Below are 17,287 nucleotides of genomic sequence, written 5' to 3' on the forward strand. Positions count from 1 at the left end.
GTGTATGAACATTACATTAATCTAAGAAAAAACTATCCTCAATACACAAAACTATCCATCATTTATCTTGTATTATCGTTAAATTTTTCTTTAACAAGATCCTTAATATCACTCTTAATACTCTGCGTATCAACAATTGAATCTTCGCCCAGCTGATGAAATTCTTCTCTATCCCCCTTGGTATATTCTTGATTGTCATCATACTTTTTAGTGATAAGTTGAATCATTTTCCGTCTCAGGTGCTTCTCCCCTTTTATATTTGACCTTTCTTTTACCCATGCAATAGCTAAGATAAATAACATTAAAAAGCCAATATATCCTAAAAGCGGATACATAACAGATACTAACGATTTAAAGCCCATAAAGGATAATCCATAACCTATCACTACTGCACCAATCAGAATAGGATAGAAACGCTTGGGCTTATCGGAAGAAAAGCGTTTTGCTAAGGCATAGAATAAACTGAAGGCGGTATTAAATATAAGACCAAAAATAGTAAGAGCATATACCAGTGAAAATACCGGGTGAATCTGTTCTGCAATCGCTAGCATAGGAATATCAACAGTGGAAACGAGCTTAACATTTGCATATAAAATACAGGTAGCAACAGTAATAATTATACTAACTACGAATCCACCTAAAAGACCACTTTTTTCGGCAACTCCAATTCTCATAATGGATCCACCTAATACAAAAGCCATAGACACACCCGTCATAGCAGTGAGTGCAAAATAGTTTAATAAAGAAACCCATACATTTGGCATCGGGGAAGGAATAGTAGCTGAAATAGCTTCTAATTCTTCAAAGTCAAAGCTTTTACCAATGAAAGTATAAAATGCTATGATTATAATCATCACAAATACTAAAGGAGTAAATATCCCGAGCACACTTGTAATCTTGTCAAAATCAAGAAAGCTCACAAGGATTACTAAAGCAGCACATATCAATCCTCCTGCCCAGAATGGCAGGCCAAACTGCTGATTAAGGTTTGATCCTGCGCCTGCAATCATGACAAATCCAACTACAAAGCAGGAAATGATTAAAGCAATATCAAGAATTTTATTCGTAATCGGTCCTGCAATTTGAGATAAAACTTCAAAGTGATCATTAGATCGATAATAGCTTCCTAATGTAATGATGATTTTGCCAAAAACTACACTTATGATACCAAGAACTATGGTTCCTATAATCCCCCACTTACCAAAGCTAACGAAGTATTGCATCAAATCTTGTCCGGAAGATAATCCGGCTCCAATAACAACTCCCACATAAGCCAATGATATATTTAAAATTCTTTTTAACACCTTTTATCTCCTTACCTTTATAAATACAAACCATAATTTATGTATTAAGCATACATAATATCTATATCTATGTCAAAATTAGAATACATATTCTAAAATACTTCCAAACTATTACTCCACATCTCTTATAAAAGGCATCAACAAAACATCTAGAAAAAATAATCTCATCAATACATCGAAAAGAACAAACAAAGCGAGATAAGGCATTATGATCTTGCTTCGTTTTCTGTTCCATTCCTATTGTATTAATCAAAATCACAGTCTTATAACAGATATCTCTCTATTTAGTCTAGCCTCCCCTCTCCTATTAATATAGTTTTCCACGTCAAACCTATTTTTCTTATCATAGTCCTCTAATAAGCTATAGTTTTTATGCTTTGTTATATCATACTTATCCGAGAAAAAAGGTCTGACACCTCTAAGCTGAAAGATACATTTTCCACCGTCCATCACTGTTATCTCGTCTTGGCTCATTAGATCTTTTCCGGTCTTTTGATAGTTCATGGCAAAGCTGTTCTGATTGGACTTGGTTTCCGAGATATTGTATAAGTCAATAGTTTCCTTTCCCAAAGTTTCTGAAAGTTCTTTTAATGTAGTCTTTTCCTTCCCTCCCAGGAATAAAGTACTATCGCAGTTTCCAATAATCGTATCCGCATTATCCTTGTAAATAGCTTTCAGCTGAGATTGTGCCTGTAGAATAATACTTGCAGAAATTTCTCTGGAACGAATTGTGGCTATAAGCTTCTCAAACTTTGGGATTAAGCCGATATTTGCAAACTCATCTAGGAGAAACCTGACATGAACAGGTAATCGTCCTCCATAGACATCATCTGCCTTGTCACATAGAAGATTAAAAAGCTGAGAGTACATAATTGAAACCACAAAGTTAAAGGTATCATCTGTATCAGAGATAATGACAAATAGTGCTGTTTTTCTATCTCCAATGCAATCCAGCTCCAATTCATCTTCGCTCATTAAGTCCCTTAGTTCTTGAATATCGAAGGGGGCAAGTCTTGCTCCACAAGAGATAAGAATGGACTTTGCTGTTTTTCCTGTTGCTACTTGTCAAGGACTTTTTAATCAAAATCATCTTTTTTTTCGTCCGATTTTCTCCGAAATTCCCTCAACATTATCCTTTTTAGTTTATCTTGCATAGTTTCACTGCTTTTATCATTAAAATGGACAATCACCTCATAAGTGGTCTTTCCAATCTTCTTTATCGTCTTTGTTCCTGTAGTTTGTTCATTTCTTTTTTCTTGCATATTTTCTCCTTTCTTTGCAATAAAAAATGACGATTAGTGATTTTTTCCAATCGTCATTAGCCAATATTTATTCATTTCTTTGATCTTTTTAATTATCCGTATCTATTTCTTTGATCTTTTTCTCTATTTCTTCAATACTCGGCAAACTGCTCTTATATTCTGCTTCAAGTAATTTAGTAATCTCATATTTGCTGATACCTATAGGTTGCGATATTTGTTCTAATGAGTATTCACAAACGACATCGTTTTTATCTTTGCAAATAAGAAGTCCAATCGTAGCATTATCTCTATCAGTTTTTAGCTCTCTATTCACTGCTGTTACATAGAAATTAAGCTGTCCTAAATGTTCCGGCTTAAACTTCTCCGCTTTCAGTTCTATAACAATGTAAGAATGGAGTTTCAAATTGTAAAACAGTAAATCAATATAAAAATCATCCCCATTTATATTTATGTGATATTCTTTGCCTATGTAGGCAAATCCCTCGCCAAGTTCAAGTAAAAAATCAGAAATCTTGTCAACCAGTTCTTTTTGAAGTTCCCTTTCATCATATCCTTCACGAATGGTAAGAAAATCAAAATTATATGGATCTTTTAATGTCTGTCTTGCAAGATCTGATTGCAGAGCGGGTAACCTTTTTTCAAAGTTTGTTATAGATTTTCCTTCCCTGCCATATAATCCACTTTCAATTTGATGTACAAGTACATTCCTACTCCATCCGTTCTCAATAGTTTTATCAACATAATATATGGCTTCATCAATGGTCTTGCACTTATTTATTATCCTTTGATTATGTCCCCAAGGTATCTGTTTAATATGGTTGATAACTCTTTCATCAAATTGGGCTACAGGCTGTAGTCCTTTTGAATTGCTGTCGTTATTTTCTATTTCGGCTACACCTTGTAGCCCTTTTATATAAAATGAATACCATCTTCTGATATACTTAATATTTGTTTCAGAAAAACCTTTCATATCAGGAAATTCTTTTTGTAAATCTTTAGCTAACGATTTTATAAAGGCATCTCCCCATGAATGTTGTTCTTGATTTTTTACAATGTATTCTCCCAAAGTCCAATATAAATCTAACAACTCATAATTTACCTTTATTGCAGCTTTAAGTTGGCTACTTCTTACTTTCTCTTTTAACTCTGACAATAGCTTTTTATACTCACTATCACTTGTGATAGACAGCTCTTTATTATCCAAAGGTCATACCTCCTCACTCATAATAATATTTAATTATACCAAACTTATCAATATTTTTCATCTTCTAATTTCCTTCAAGTTGAGTTTTAAAGCTTAATTTTTATCTTAGGCATACTTTGATACCTTTTTTAGTCTTAACGCTCTAAAAATGCCTTTACACCGCCTTATATGATAGCTATAAATGTTCCCCCTTGTCATAATCTTCAAAAGTTGGAATCTTGCCGGTCTTTTTCTGTGATAGTTTATCCTTGTCTTGCTCATACCAGTTAAGGATAGTTACATAGTGGTCTTGATAGGTCTTTCCGGTACTCTTGATATATCTTGAAAGCTTTCCAATCATCATATCGGTATGACCTTGCAGCTTATCTTTCAGCTTTCGGTATTCTTCTTCGGTTAATCGGATATTTTTATATTCTCCATAGGTTTTTGAATTGGGGGGCGGGGTACTTTCTACTCTCCCCTTTTCTATACTAACCTTATCTAATCTACCCTTATCTATACTGGGTTGACCACTTGTCAACCTTTGGTCAACCAAATGACAACCAACCTCTTTGATATACATTCCGTTTTTAGTTTGGGATAGGCTCTGCACCTCATTTTCATATAAGGTCGGTTTATACCTGTCTTTACGGATAAAGTTATTGATTTTCCAATGGGTAATGACGATGATTCCTTGTTCAAAGATAATCACAAAGCCTTTGGCAATAAGTATTTTCAGGTCATCTTCATTCGCTCCGATAATCTTGATGATTTTCTTAGGGTTATTTACAAAGCCGTCATCATCTGCCCTCATTGATAGATGAAAATATAGGCATTGACTACTTAAAGGCATGTCTAAAAATAAGTCGCTATCCACTATCTTTAGTGAAAACATTCTTTTATCTGCCATTTTTCTCTCCTCTCTTAGTTTTTTAAGGATGTCGTGATTTACGACACCCTTCGTTTTTGATGTTATCCCATTTCGGGGCTTCATCTTTCCTCTTTCCTGTAATAGTCCTTTGTGTTCTCCTTTCGTTTTTCATAAGCTTCCTGTTGCTCCTGATACTTCTTAATCTGAGCAATGACACTCGGTTTTTCTCCTCGCTTGATTGCCTTGTCAATCTCAATAGATAAGTCTATGCCATAATCTTCATTGACGGTTTTTACGGCATACTTGATATGATTGATACTTTCGTATTCTTCTTTGACTTTTTGAGATTGTATATTGAGTTTTAATATTTCACTTTCAAGACTTTGGATTTCTTTTTGCCAGTCCTTTATCTTGATAGCCGATAAGCCTGTTATCTTTTCAAGAATTGCCCTTGCTCTTTTGTACTTGTCAATTTCATCTTTATGAGAATTGTAAAAACTATCTTTGAATAGAGATTTACTGTTCCATTCTTCAAAGACTTGTTTGTTATCCTTGATGATGTCCGCATAGGCAAAGCATTTATTTAAGCTTTCTATCCTTGCGGTTTTTACCTTAATATCTTGACTAATCTTTTTATTTTTGGATTGTAATGTGCTTATCTTTTCTTGTAGGTCTGCTATGGTTTTAAGGTTATTGTCCTTTAGATATATCCTTGCTTTTGAAAATCGTCTTAGGTCTGTACCTATCTTTTTATTGCTTGCATAGGGGTTTAGCTTTCTTGCTTTTTCTCCCTGTATATCGTAATAGATGGAAATGTACTCATAGAGATTAAAGAGTTCCGCTTTGTTCTCATATTCTTCTTTCTTCTCCTGTTTGTATTCATAATATTTTACTTGCAGACTCCCAAGTAACGAACCTATCCAAGATGTAAGTTTTGATAGTTCTGCTTTTAACTTCTTAAATTCTAAGTTCAAGGCAATGATTTTTCTGTTTTGATTTCCTCTTTCTGTCTGTATGCCTTTTTTCTCCATTTGGTAGCTGCTTGTTCCTAAATGGATTTGCGGGAGTTCTTCTCTACCTTGTTCTTCAAAGGTGCGTGGATCTATCCTTTTATCTATGTTGTTCCTTGCTAAATATTCGTTTGCTTTCTTTGAAAAGTTTTCTCTCCACTCTTTTGCTTTGTCCGGTTCGTTCCAATCATTCAGATTTACTTTTCTTGATTTATAGTTTCCGCTTTTCAGTTTTATCTTTTCTCCGTTTTCATCAAGGATATATTCTTTTCTGCATTTCGGTTTCCATTTTCCCTCACTATCAATTTCTCTTAGGGTAAGTAATATATGGGCGTGTGGTTGTTCTTCATGATCGCTTGCCATAGGATTATGAATATTACAGTCTGCTATCATACCTTTAGAAGTAAAGTTTTCTTCTATAAATTCACTGATTAACTTTATCCTATCTTCCTCACTTAATTCTCTTGGAAGTGTAAAGAGTAGATTTCTTGCAAGTTGTGAGTTTTTACTTTTTTCGATTTTTTCAACACTATTCCATAGGTATTCTCTGTTTGAAAACTCTTTTGGGATATGTTCCGGCAGAAAGATTTTTGAAAATACAAGGTCTTCTTTTTTAGAATAGTCATGTGTTTTTCCATAGTATTCATCTTGTAATTTATCTCTTGCATTATATGCAGCTTTTGCAATTACGCTATGTCCCTTTGACCTTGTAACAATATCTACATGGGTATGCAAACTTTTGATTTCCATTGTCTTTTTCTCCTTTATCTGTTTTCAATTTTGGAATTTTACTATCCTAATGTTCAGGTAGTATCTTCGCTCCCTTTTTCAAAGGGCGCAAAGATACACCGTTTGACTACGGTGCTTTGCGTTCCTGCGGAAAGCTTATAGCTCCGCTAAGGAAACAAAAACGCTAAAGCATTTTTATTTGTTCAAGGGGGCTACTCCCCCTTAAACCCCTGTGAACTTTGCTTTTTGTAGATTTTTCAAATCCACAAAAAAGCAAAGTGTTAAAATGTTTCTCACTTTGCTCCATCTCAATTCCTAATACATTTTCTGTTTTTCTTATTCTTCATCAGTCGGTTCTTCAAAATCATCATTTCCGTTTTCTTCTCCATGATTTGAATTTTCTTCTAAGGAGATTTCTTTTTTTCTTAAATGAATTTCTGTAAGTTCTTTTAGCTTTTCTCTATTTCGATTATCGGAAAGTACATAATCTAAAAAGGCATAGATTAAATCGTTATTTGTATCTTCTTGCATACCTGTAATTTCTCTTTCAAAGGCTTCAAATACTCCACCTTTTTCTACTTTTCGTTTCGTGTCCGCCTTTCTTTTTAGCTGTGATTTCTTTTGTCTTAGTTGCTTGATTTTGTTTTCCGCCTGTTCTTTTTTCTTAGTTTCTTTTTCCAACTGGCTCATTACATTTTCTAACTCTTTCATTTTTCATTCCTCCATTTCAATATTGTTGTGTTCCAAACAAAGAAAGGCTAAGTACCTTTCTTTGATACTTAACCTTTCAGCATTTTTTAGAATTTATCTTCTAAAAGTTTTCTTAGTTTTTCTAAAATCTTATCCCTCCTTTTTCCGATTGCTTGATAGCTTACTTTTTCTTTTTTGCCAATCGACCTGAGACTTTCTTCTTTATAGAAGATGGCTTCTATCAGCTCTCTTTCTTTTTTTGTGAGTGTAGCTAATGCCTTGTTTAATTCTTCAATTTGCATTTTGACTTCTACAATTTTTTCTAAGTCTACTCTTTCATCTATGATATTGTCTACAAAGTGTCCGTCATAATCCAGTGTTGAAAATGGAATCACTCCATACTTCCAATCCTTTCTCTGAAGATATTTTTCATGCTCCGTTATCTTCCAATAGGCTTTATATACTTCTTCACTGACCTTAACCGCTTTTCCTTTGACATAAAGGTAGTAATCCTTTTTATCCATTGTGTATTCCTCCTTTTCTGTTCTCTGATTTTGCTTTTTGAGAATAAAAAAGGAGGACTTCTACACTTTGGCGTAAAATGTCCTCCGAATTGAAAAGAGTTTACCTTTTCTTTAGATGTATTTAATTGTTTGAGAGAATAGACAACTATAAGGCAAATAGAAATTTTTGTTATCTATTTCTTTTGTATATAAAGATTTTTCCATTTTAATCACCCATCCCTTATAGTTAAACAATATTCATACATCAAACCTTTCTAATTTTTTATTTTTGTCTTTTAAGCTACCTAAAACTGTTTGTAATTTGTTGTTTTCCCATCTTCCTAAGTCCATTAAGCATTAAAAACAGTCCTAACATAATCATACTAAAGTCTACGATAGGTTCTGTCCACCAAACTGCTGACGCTCCAAACACCTTTGGAAATAGTAATATTGCAGGAATAAATAAAACTAACTGTCTAAGCATTACAATCATGCCTGCTTTTTTTCCATCTCCTATGGATTGGAAAAATGTAAGTGTCATAATCATAATTCCATATAAGATGAATGTAGAATAAAACATCTTAAAATTTACAACACCAACTTCAATAATCTCCCTTCTCACACTGAATAATGATAGTAATTTTTCTGAACAAAACATTGATGGTATCCATGAAGCTGCTGCAAGAATTGTTGCACCATACATAAAAATCTTCATCGTATCTTTTACTCTTCCGTATTGTTTTGCTCCGAAATTAGCTCCAATAACAGGTTGTAAGCCTTGACTCATACCCCACAGTGGAATAAAGGAAAACATATATAATCGCATTGTAGCAGACATCAAAATTCCCCAATCATCTCCTCCATACGCAAAGGCTTGCTTAAACAAAAATGTTTGCTGTACTGCAAATAAAATTTGCATCATCATTGCCGAACTTCCTATACTAAACATTTCGCTATAAATTGCCTTGTATTTTTGAATTTTATGGATACCCACAAAAGCACTTTTCTTTGAAAAATAGTGGAATGTCAATATTGCTTGTACAATTTGAGATATAACAGTGGCAATAGCTGCACCTTCAATCGCATATTCACCCATCAACTTCATAAAAATAGGATCTAAAATAATGTTTAATATAGCTCCCGCTCCCATAATCATCATAGATTGCTTTAATGCACCTTCGCCACGCATTGTCATATTTCCCGCTTGAGCAAAATTCACAAATATAGAGCCAAAGAAAACTACTCTTAAATATCTCACACCGAGTTCTTTAATATTTCCTTTAGCACCTACCAAATCTAAAAAATGAGGTGCAAAAATCAAGCCAAATATTGTGATAATTACAGAGAAAAATATTACCCAGTAACAAAAATTCCCGAATATTTTATCTGTCGTTTCTTTATCGCCCTTTCCGATTGCTCTTGATAATATTGAGGCACTTCCAACGCCAATCAATGCCGATATTCCACCATTGATTATTGTTAAAGACATGGATACACTAATGGCTGACATAGCATAATCACCAATGAGCCATCCTGCAAACACACCATCCATAAATGGATACAATCCTATGACAATCATCCCGATTATTCCGGGAATTGCCAACTTAAATAACAGTTCTTTAGGACTTTTTGTTAATAGTTGTGTTTTCATATCTTCTTTCATCGTATCATTCTCCTTTACCTATATTTATTTCACAAACTCATATACTTTTCCGTTACATCTATCTATAAATTCATAATCGTGTGTGATTATGATAATTATCTTTCCTTGTTCGGTCATTTTATTAAGAAATACAATCAAAATATCCATCTGCCTTTTACATAGTCCGCTTGTCGGTTCATCGAAAATTACGATGGGCTTCCTGCTCAGCATTGACATAGCAAGTAATAATCGTTGTTTTTCACCTCCTGATAATGAATTTGGGTGCATTTCTTTTTTATCAAATAAGTCTACCATCCTCAAAATTTCATTTTTTAATTCATCCTCTTTAGTAATAGTTGAAATTTCTTGCCATACAGATTCTGTAAAAAGTTGATAATTAACATCTTGCATAATCGCAAAAATATTTTCACATCGTTTTTTTACTTTTACTCCGTTATAAAACACCTCTCCTGTTCCTCTTGTCAGCCCCATCAGCAAATTGATAAAAGTGCTTTTCCCAACACCATTTTGACCAATGATGAAATTGATACCGGATTCAAAGGCAATACTGAAGTCAAAGATTTCCTTTCTTTCATATTTTTTTTTGAAATTCAAACAAGACAATGCTTTACAATCAAGATCTGAAGAATTTTTCTTTAACACTTCTACTTGCTTATATTTCCTGCTTAAAAAATTGTTTTTAGAAATCGCATTAAAACTCCTTAGATTGTGTTTTTCAGAAACCTGTTCAAAGAAATCATCACAAAACTGCTCTTTTGTGTATTCTTTATAAGTTCCATTTTCTATCACACACAATTTATCAAGCATATCTTTCAGATAAAACAATCTATGCTCCACAATGATGATAATTTTCTTTCTTTTTTTCAGTTCCATAATGGCATTCTGTAAATGCTCTATTGCAACCTGATCTAAGGAAGATGAGGGTTCATCCAACAAGATAATTTCATTTTCAGAAATCCCACAAGCTGTTACTGCAATCAACTGCTTTTCGCCTCCAGATAGTTCAAAGATATTCCTATCTAATAATTCCTTTGTACCTAAAACCGCTGAATAATACTGAATTTTATCTAAAATCAAATCTTTGTCTATGTTTCTATTTTCCAACTGAAAAGCCAGTTCATCGGTTGAATTGATACAATAAAATTGTGTTTTAGGATTTTGAAACACTGTAGATATAAATTTAGATCGTTCCAATATTGTCAAGCCAAACAATGATTTTCCGTTAAATACAATATCTCCTTCTAATTCTGCATTATTGTATTCCGGAATGATTCCATTGATAACTTTTAGCAAGCTACTTTTTCCTGTTCCTGAATGTCCTGTAATGACGGTTACTTCACCGGGTTTGAAAATCATATTTATATTTTTCAATATGCTTTCACCGTCAAAACCCACTGTTAAATTTTGTAATTCAAGCATATTTTCCCCTTATATATAGATAGATTATCCATGCCATTATTAAGAAAAACATAAAGTCAACAAGTCCCATATATGTTTCACTAATACTTGTTCTCTTTTGATTTACAGCCAACCCTTTCGTCATAGCTGATACCGTCAAATCATCTGCTGCCTTTGATAAGCACATCAATAATGGCACTAATCTATATTCAAATAATAAAATTGGACTCTTTATTAACCTTTTAAGCGTCAATCCTCTCAAACGCATAGCTTTTTTTATATTACTATAATCAATCCTTGCAGCATAAAAGAAACGTACCATTACCGTCAAGGGAATGGCTATTTCATCTGGACATTTCATTTTTTTTAATGAGTAAATGCTTTCTCCAACATTTGATGTAAGTATGGTATATCTCCCCATCAAAAATGCGGGGAGAATTTTTTTAATAACCATCACTATTATCAATAAAATTGCAACCACAGGATTGTAATTAAGCCCTATCAGAAATTTATCAGCAGCATAAACAAACAAAAGAGTAGCCACTCCAATAATAGCTACTCTTATATATTTTGCGTTAATTAAAAGTATTATCGGAATTGTAGATATTAAAATGGCTTGCACGAAATACTTTGTTTGAATATTGCCTAATACCATCACATATGAAAGAACTATCGTCATAAAAAGTTTTGTACGAAAATCAAGTTTGATTATCATCCTAACTCTCCATGAAATCTTATTTTTCCATACCGGTTTTTTTGAAGTGTTTTTTTAGAAATGCCATTCCAATGCTACAACCTATATATGCACCGATAATTCCTACTATTGCCATTACAACAATAATCCAATTTGGCATAACACTAAGCATCTTATCAATGAACTCTTGATCGTATCCTTGTTCTAACATTTGCTTAATATATTCATTTCTTGATATAAAAATTGGAAGCCAATTTCCTAACGTGCAAAGAGGAGCAATTGAAAATGCCAATCTTGCTTTCTTTACATTGGTATATTCTCCTGATTTCAAAATTATTTCAGCAATAATACCGGCGATAACAGCCGTTAATAATGCCCACGGTCCATGTCCCATAGCAACATATATCAATGCAATCAATAATGATTGAATAAAAATCATTCCTCTTTTTTTAATCTTGGTAGAATATAGCATATTTACAGGTCCTACCAAAACTCCCTGTGCAAATGGGACAACCGGCATTAAAACCGGAACCATTGCTAAAAATGATCCAATCATCATAAATATGAATCCTAATACGGAAAATAATCCTATATTGATTAAATCCTTTACCTCTAATCGTTTGCTCATTTGAAACCTCCTAATTGTTTTAATTTTTCTTTTCTACATCAACAATATAATTTATCATTGTTTCTTTTATATATCGTTTATGCTCGCTATAAGACTTTCTCGCACCTAAAATTTCTGAACTTAATATCAATCCATTGATATAATTCACTAAAAAACCGTCACCAAATATATCTGCTTTAATTCCAAGCTGCTTGGCGATTAAACTTAGCTCATTAGTCGTATTAAGTTTCAATTCTTGATACAACTTTTCCAAATCCTCATTATATTTTTTTGCCTGTAAAAGGAGCGTATATAATCTCATCAAATCTGTATCAGCCAGTGACTTATCAACCAAAATATCACCCATTTGCTGATATTTATCTTTGCCTAGATTATTTTCCAAATACTCATTTATCAAGCTGTTTCTGTAATCATTACCATCAAGCATTAAGTCTTTAAGCATTTCATTTGTACTTGCATAATGATGATAAACGCCCCCTCTACTCATACCTATCTCTGTAATGACATCTTCCATCGTTGTGTTTTGAAAGCCTTTTGTTAAAAAACATTTTTTTGCAGCTTCTCTAATTTTCTTTTTTTTGATTTGTCCTACTTTTTGTTTTTCTTCCTTCAAAATAAAGACCTCTTTTCTACTCAACAAATAAAAACCGACAATGTCGTCGGTTTTTATTATATGCTATATGATAGTTAATGTCAACTAACTATTGTATATCATTTTTGTTTTTTTAATGTTTTTAATATATTCACTTACCGGTATCCCTGTTCTTTTCAAACTCTTTAGCTTTTCCTGTTTTTTCTCCTCTCGCCTTGCCTTATATCTATCCTCATACTCTTTTTGCTTGCCGTTTGCTTTACGCTTGAGGTAGTTTTGATGAAGCCTGTCTTTTCTTACTCGTTCTTTTTCTTCCTCCTCCCTTAATTTCTGCATTTCTTCTTCGGACAATTCTTCTTTTGGCGGTTCATAGTTACCGATAAAGTTGAAGTAGATTTCGACTTTCTGATTGGCGGTTTGACTGCCTTTTCGATCTCGTTCGTGAATTAAGATTTTTTCTACAAACTCGTTGATGATGGTAGGTGTCAGTTCGTCAAAGTTATCATAGCGTTCAATCAACCGGATAAACTTCTTGGCTCTGTCGGTTTCTTTTTCGTATCGCTTGATGGCTTTTTCCAACCCATCGATTTCTTTGCTGAGTTCTCTTTGCTCTGTTTCATACTGATTATTTAAGATTTCATATCGGGTATTCGGTATCTTCTCCAGTATCATATCTTCGTATATTCGACACATTAAGCGTTCCAGTTCCTGAAGTCTGTTTTTACTATCTGTGAGCCTTGTCTTTTTCTTTTCCATTTCCATTTTTTCGCTTTCTTCCATTTCGTTTTGAATGGAACGGAGAAAGGCTTCGTTATCTTCATCAAGGCTTTTCTTAATGTCTTGTAGGGTGCTTTGAATGAGATTTAAGACCACTTCCGCTTTTATCCTGTGAGCAGATGGGCAAAGTGTTCCACAAGGTACTTTTGTGTAGGCACTGCAAGTATAATAGGGGACATTCTTGTAGTTGCTCGTTCTGTGAACATACATTTTACTGCCACAATCCGCACAATACATCAGTCCTGTAAGGGGATGGTATTCGCCCCAACCGTCAGGATAGCGTTTCACATTTCCTCGTATTCTCTGCACATTATCAAAGGTTTCTTGGTCGATAATCGGTTCGTGGGTGTTTTCAAAGATGAGCCAGTTATCTTCAGATACATATTTACTTTTCTTATCTTTGAAATGCTTTCTGGTTTTGAAGTTGACGGTATGCCCTAAGTATTCTTGTTTCTTTAAGATACTTGCAATCGTGGAACTGCACCAACGATACGGATATTCAAAGACTTTGCTTTGATGTAGTCCATATCCCAATTTCTGCTGATGATAGGCGGGTATATCTATCTTATCGGCTTCCAATATCCTTGCTATGGCATAGGGTCCTTTTCCGTCCATTGTCAGATGGAATATTCTTCGGACAACTTCTGCTGCTTTCTCGTCGATAATCCACTGATTTTTATCGTCCTTGTCTTTGATATATCCATAGGGTGGACTGCTTCCTGTATGCTTTCCGCTTTCGCCTTTGGCTTTGAATGTGGACTTGATTTTCCTTGAGGTATCTCTTGCATACCACTCATTCATAATGTTTCGAAAAGGAGTAAAATCATCGTCTTTGTAAAAGCTATCTACATTGTCGTTAATGGCAATGAGCCTAACTCCTTTTTGTCTTAGTATCTCCATACATTGACCGACTTTGAGGTAATCTCTGCCAAGTCTACTCATATCCTTTACGATGATACAACCGATATTTCCTTGATTGACTCCGTTCATCATTGCCATAAATCCCGGACGATCGAACTGCGTCCCGCTGATTCCGTCATCGGTAAAATGAACGATGTTCTCCAAATGATTTTTCTTTGCGTATTCTTCCAAGATTTTCTTCTGATTCATGATAGAATTACTCTCACCTTGTAGTTCATCATCTCGGCTTAACCTTTCATACAAGGCGGTTATTTTCTCGTAGTTCCTCACGATTACCTCCTTTCGCTCCAATTCTTCAATAAAAAAAGAATTAAGCAAAACATCTTTCACTAAAATAGTGATAAAGTGTTCTTCTTAATTCTATAACTCCGGCTGCAAGCTTATATTTCTTATATTGCTTCACTGCAAAATGCCTTGGTTCTTTCTTTTCCAATGCCTCAAAAAGCCTATCTATCGGATTCTTATAATTTTCATCGTCTTCTCTGACTTCTGAAGCATCTATCATGTCCAGCAGTGTTGCAAAATTCTTTTCTTCTTTCGGCGCTTCATAGTAGATATAGGCAATCAGAGCCGTGTAATAAAGCTTTTCGGCTTTCACCCAGAAATCTTCCCCTGCCTTTTCTCCTTCCCCTTTGGTATTGGCAATAATGGTCTGCACCAATTTCAGAATATCTTTTTCTGAATGGATATAGCTAAAAGGATTGTATTTCATACTCTTTTTGAAGTTAATGGTATTTAAGATCCGAATTTCATACCCATTATCTTCCAGCATTTTACCACACTCAAGAACTATCGTCCCTTTCGGGTCTGTTACGCAATAGGAAGAATGCATTTGCATAAGATTAGGCTTAACATAAAACCTTGTCTTCCCGGATCCTGATCCACCAATCACAAGAACATTTTTATTTCTTGCATACTTTGGATTGCTTGGTCTTCCATTCATGCTTAATCTCTCTGTTTTGGTAAGCAATATATTGTTTTGAAATTTTTCGTCCATGTACGGCTCAATGTCTTTCCTATTTCCCCAGCGAGCTGATCCGTACTCTTTCCCCTGTCTAAACTTTTTTGCATTTTTGCCTTTGGTATAGACAATAAATTTGATTAAAACTGCCGTCCCTATTCCCATGATAATGTCAATAAGATAAAGACTTGGGAAAAAGCTCATTCTGTTAAGCTCCAATAATCCTTGCAAGATTTTATCTATCACATCACCGCCGGTATAGCTTCTAATATGATGAGAAAAAATATTCCCTAAATAGAAAAATGCAAGATAGGGAATATTTTGCTTTGCAAACATTGCCTTATCCTGCACCTTACACAGTCCTTTGATATCCTTTACAATCTTCTCAATCATAGGCTACGCTCCTTTTTACAAAGATGTCTTGCTTTCTTATTTTTTCTTCCTGTTCTAAATTATTTTTTCTTACTAATTCCTTCACTCTGTTCTCTCCATACAGATATTATTTATATTCAAAAAGGCCAAAATCTTGATAGATAAATGGCCTTTTCTTTGTTATTTATATTTTCTCATTCATCCAAGAAAAACGTTGCATACTGACAAAACAGCAGAAATTATAGCTAGTATCTTGATTATTTGTCGTTCATTATCTTTCATAAACTGATTTTTGCACACATTAGGTAACCACATAAATACAACCGTTATAAGCCATGATACTCTTACTATTATTCTCAACATAATATCCTCTCGAAAACTGATATAATAATGTTTATCTTACTCCAGTTATTTCCCATTTTGAAAGCAATAACATATTTCCTTGTTCCAGTTCTTATAAACTACCTTTTTAATTCGATTATTCGTTAAGCGAATACTGTAAAATTGTTGGATGTATCATCGGAAAAGAGAAGGTATAAAACATATTATAATAGTCCCGATGGCACAAACCACTAATACAAAGATAGCTTTTTTATATTCTTCTTTCATCTTTACTCACCATCCTAACTCTTAAAACAAGCCACTATTCCAGCTATATCCCCTGCTCCAATGGCACAAATTCCTCCAATACAGGCTGCACACACTGCACCAGTGACAGGAGCGGCTGAACAGGCTGTTGTGCAAGTTCCAGCAATTATATAGGCTACTGCCCCATTAATTCCTAACAGAGCTCCAAGACAGGCTACTGTCGATCCTACACTTCTTGTATATGTCTGATTTTTAATCTCCTTTAATCCCTGTATACCTTCTTTTATTTTTTCGTTAGACATAAAATCAATTGAGGTTTCTTTATGTTCTAATAGTATTCCATTTTGATAATTATCAATTTGAAACTTGTTTGTTTTGGGATTATTGTAGATTAAAGTTTCCGTATAACCAATAAATTCATTGTTGTTATTGAATAATAGATTGATATTACTCAAGGTACTATACTCACCAGCAATCGATATATTTACCGCTGTATATTCTGAACCATCTAAATTCATTTTCACTACATTGATCTCTTCAAAGTTCAGATTACTTTTATTTCCATGTACTACAAAATCCTCGTTTTCAATCTCATTTTTAGATAATTCAATATATGCAGATTTAATTCCTTCATCTTTTACATCATAACTTTTAGCTGCAATTTCACTCATCTCAGCAAAGTTATTTGCGATTTCACTTGTGATAGGATAAACTTTGTTACTCTCATTTGCATATACTCGACTAGTTCCGGCAACTGTACTAAAAAGCAATAATAGTGACAAAAACATTGAAAACATTTTTTCTCCAAATTTTTTCATGTTTACCTCCTATACTTATTTTTCTGAAAACTTTTAATATAAACCTTAACTTTAAAACTAATACTCTATCTGTTTTCCTTTCCCTTAGCATTTCCATAATTCACGGAATATCATCTTTTTTCCTATGTTAATTAATCTAATACTCAGCTATTGATAACAATCTTGGTATTGATTTTTACTTCTAAAGAAAAGCAAAGGCTTGATAAAGAAAAACTCCTAAGTAGTAGCTATATTACCTACAGTTTGCAATGTGGAAATGGACTTTTCTATCTCTCTTAGTTTGCTCTCATTCTTGAAAGTCCCATTTTTCTGATTTATAGAAT

Annotated in this window: 14 protein-coding genes and 2 pseudogenes; all 16 read right to left on the reverse strand. The window is 33.7% G+C overall.

What is annotated here, in order from left to right; genetic code table 11:
• Nucleotides 1-62 precede the first annotated feature (62 nt).
• Nucleotides 63-1,304, reverse strand: a complete 1,242-nt coding sequence (locus HMPREF9625_RS02430) for a YkvI family membrane protein (protein WP_009535423.1) — start codon at nucleotides 1,302-1,304, stop codon at nucleotides 63-65.
• Nucleotides 1,305-1,559: 255 nt separating this feature from the next.
• Nucleotides 1,560-2,369 (reverse strand): annotated as a pseudogene (locus tag HMPREF9625_RS02435) (VirD4-like conjugal transfer protein, CD1115 family); the annotation flags it as partial.
• Between the two features lie 11 nt (nucleotides 2,370-2,380).
• Nucleotides 2,381-2,566, reverse strand: a complete 186-nt coding sequence (locus HMPREF9625_RS02440) for a transposon-encoded TnpW family protein (RefSeq protein ID WP_009429691.1) — start codon at nucleotides 2,564-2,566, stop codon at nucleotides 2,381-2,383.
• An 88-nt stretch (nucleotides 2,567-2,654) separates the two neighbouring features.
• Nucleotides 2,655-3,770, reverse strand: coding sequence for a PDDEXK nuclease domain-containing protein (locus HMPREF9625_RS02445; protein WP_009535425.1), 1,116 nt, complete (start codon nucleotides 3,768-3,770; stop codon nucleotides 2,655-2,657).
• 175 nt (nucleotides 3,771-3,945) lie between these two features.
• Entirely contained in the window at nucleotides 3,946-4,659 is a 714-nt protein-coding gene (locus HMPREF9625_RS02450; protein WP_009538391.1) for a hypothetical protein, read from the reverse strand.
• Nucleotides 4,660-4,739: 80 nt separating this feature from the next.
• The gene (mobQ, locus tag HMPREF9625_RS02455) at nucleotides 4,740-6,380 is read right to left on the reverse strand and encodes a MobQ family relaxase (RefSeq protein ID WP_009535427.1); all 1,641 of its coding nucleotides are present in this window, start codon (nucleotides 6,378-6,380) and stop codon (nucleotides 4,740-4,742) included.
• A 315-nt stretch (nucleotides 6,381-6,695) separates the two neighbouring features.
• Nucleotides 6,696-7,070: a hypothetical protein gene (locus HMPREF9625_RS02460; RefSeq protein WP_009531598.1), complete on the reverse strand. Its 375-nt coding sequence runs from the start codon at nucleotides 7,068-7,070 to the stop codon at nucleotides 6,696-6,698.
• A gap of 86 nt (nucleotides 7,071-7,156) precedes the next feature.
• Nucleotides 7,157-7,573 carry a sigma factor-like helix-turn-helix DNA-binding protein gene (locus HMPREF9625_RS02465; protein ID WP_009531671.1) on the reverse strand — a complete coding sequence of 139 codons (417 nt, stop codon included), beginning with the start codon at nucleotides 7,571-7,573 and terminating at the stop codon, nucleotides 7,157-7,159.
• 280 nt (nucleotides 7,574-7,853) lie between these two features.
• The gene (locus tag HMPREF9625_RS02470) at nucleotides 7,854-9,215 is read right to left on the reverse strand and encodes an MATE family efflux transporter (RefSeq protein ID WP_009535428.1); all 1,362 of its coding nucleotides are present in this window, start codon (nucleotides 9,213-9,215) and stop codon (nucleotides 7,854-7,856) included.
• Nucleotides 9,216-9,239: 24 nt separating this feature from the next.
• Nucleotides 9,240-10,634 carry an ATP-binding cassette domain-containing protein gene (locus tag HMPREF9625_RS02475; protein ID WP_009535429.1) on the reverse strand — a complete coding sequence of 465 codons (1,395 nt, stop codon included), beginning with the start codon at nucleotides 10,632-10,634 and terminating at the stop codon, nucleotides 9,240-9,242.
• Complete coding sequence (locus tag HMPREF9625_RS02480) at nucleotides 10,627-11,328, reverse strand: energy-coupling factor transporter transmembrane component T (protein WP_009529547.1); 702 nt, start codon at nucleotides 11,326-11,328, stop codon at nucleotides 10,627-10,629. Before HMPREF9625_RS02480 ends, HMPREF9625_RS02475 begins: the two co-directional genes overlap by 8 nt.
• A 19-nt stretch (nucleotides 11,329-11,347) precedes the next feature.
• On the reverse strand, nucleotides 11,348-11,935 hold the full coding sequence (locus tag HMPREF9625_RS02485; protein ID WP_009525612.1) for an MptD family putative ECF transporter S component: 588 nt from the start codon (nucleotides 11,933-11,935) through the stop codon (nucleotides 11,348-11,350).
• A 19-nt stretch (nucleotides 11,936-11,954) separates the two neighbouring features.
• A complete protein-coding gene (locus tag HMPREF9625_RS02490; protein WP_009535430.1) occupies nucleotides 11,955-12,548 on the reverse strand; it encodes a TetR/AcrR family transcriptional regulator in 594 nt (197 codons plus the stop codon).
• Between the two features lie 84 nt (nucleotides 12,549-12,632).
• Nucleotides 12,633-14,495, reverse strand: coding sequence for a recombinase family protein (locus HMPREF9625_RS02495; RefSeq protein ID WP_009535431.1), 1,863 nt, complete (start codon nucleotides 14,493-14,495; stop codon nucleotides 12,633-12,635).
• Between the two features lie 97 nt (nucleotides 14,496-14,592).
• Nucleotides 14,593-15,522, reverse strand: a pseudogene (locus HMPREF9625_RS02500) (type IV secretory system conjugative DNA transfer family protein); the annotation flags it as partial.
• Between the two features lie 659 nt (nucleotides 15,523-16,181).
• A complete protein-coding gene (locus tag HMPREF9625_RS02505; protein WP_009535433.1) occupies nucleotides 16,182-16,964 on the reverse strand; it encodes a hypothetical protein in 783 nt (260 codons plus the stop codon).
• Between the last annotated feature and the right edge of the window lie 323 nt (nucleotides 16,965-17,287).

It is taken from the genome of Oribacterium parvum ACB1, assembly GCF_000238055.2.
Classification (GTDB): domain Bacteria; phylum Bacillota; class Clostridia; order Lachnospirales; family Lachnospiraceae; genus Oribacterium; species Oribacterium parvum.

Bases quoted from the DNA above. Each gene is read 5' to 3' on its own strand.
- HMPREF9625_RS02440 (WP_009429691.1), bottom strand. From the start codon at position 2,566: ATGCAAGAAAAAAGAAATGAACAAACTACAGGAACAAAGACGATAAAG.
- HMPREF9625_RS02450 (WP_009538391.1), bottom strand. From the start codon at position 4,659: ATGGCAGATAAAAGAATGTTTTCACTAAAGATAGTGGATAGCGACTTA.
- mobQ (WP_009535427.1), bottom strand. From the start codon at position 6,380: ATGGAAATCAAAAGTTTGCATACCCATGTAGATATTGTTACAAGGTCA.
- HMPREF9625_RS02460 (WP_009531598.1), bottom strand. From the start codon at position 7,070: ATGAAAGAGTTAGAAAATGTAATGAGCCAGTTGGAAAAAGAAACTAAG.
- HMPREF9625_RS02465 (WP_009531671.1), bottom strand. From the start codon at position 7,573: ATGGATAAAAAGGATTACTACCTTTATGTCAAAGGAAAAGCGGTTAAG.
- HMPREF9625_RS02470 (WP_009535428.1), bottom strand. From the start codon at position 9,215: ATGAAAGAAGATATGAAAACACAACTATTAACAAAAAGTCCTAAAGAA.
- HMPREF9625_RS02475 (WP_009535429.1), bottom strand. From the start codon at position 10,634: ATGCTTGAATTACAAAATTTAACAGTGGGTTTTGACGGTGAAAGCATA.
- HMPREF9625_RS02480 (WP_009529547.1), bottom strand. From the start codon at position 11,328: ATGATAATCAAACTTGATTTTCGTACAAAACTTTTTATGACGATAGTT.
- HMPREF9625_RS02485 (WP_009525612.1), bottom strand. From the start codon at position 11,935: ATGAGCAAACGATTAGAGGTAAAGGATTTAATCAATATAGGATTATTT.
- HMPREF9625_RS02505 (WP_009535433.1), bottom strand. From the start codon at position 16,964: ATGAAAAAATTTGGAGAAAAAATGTTTTCAATGTTTTTGTCACTATTA.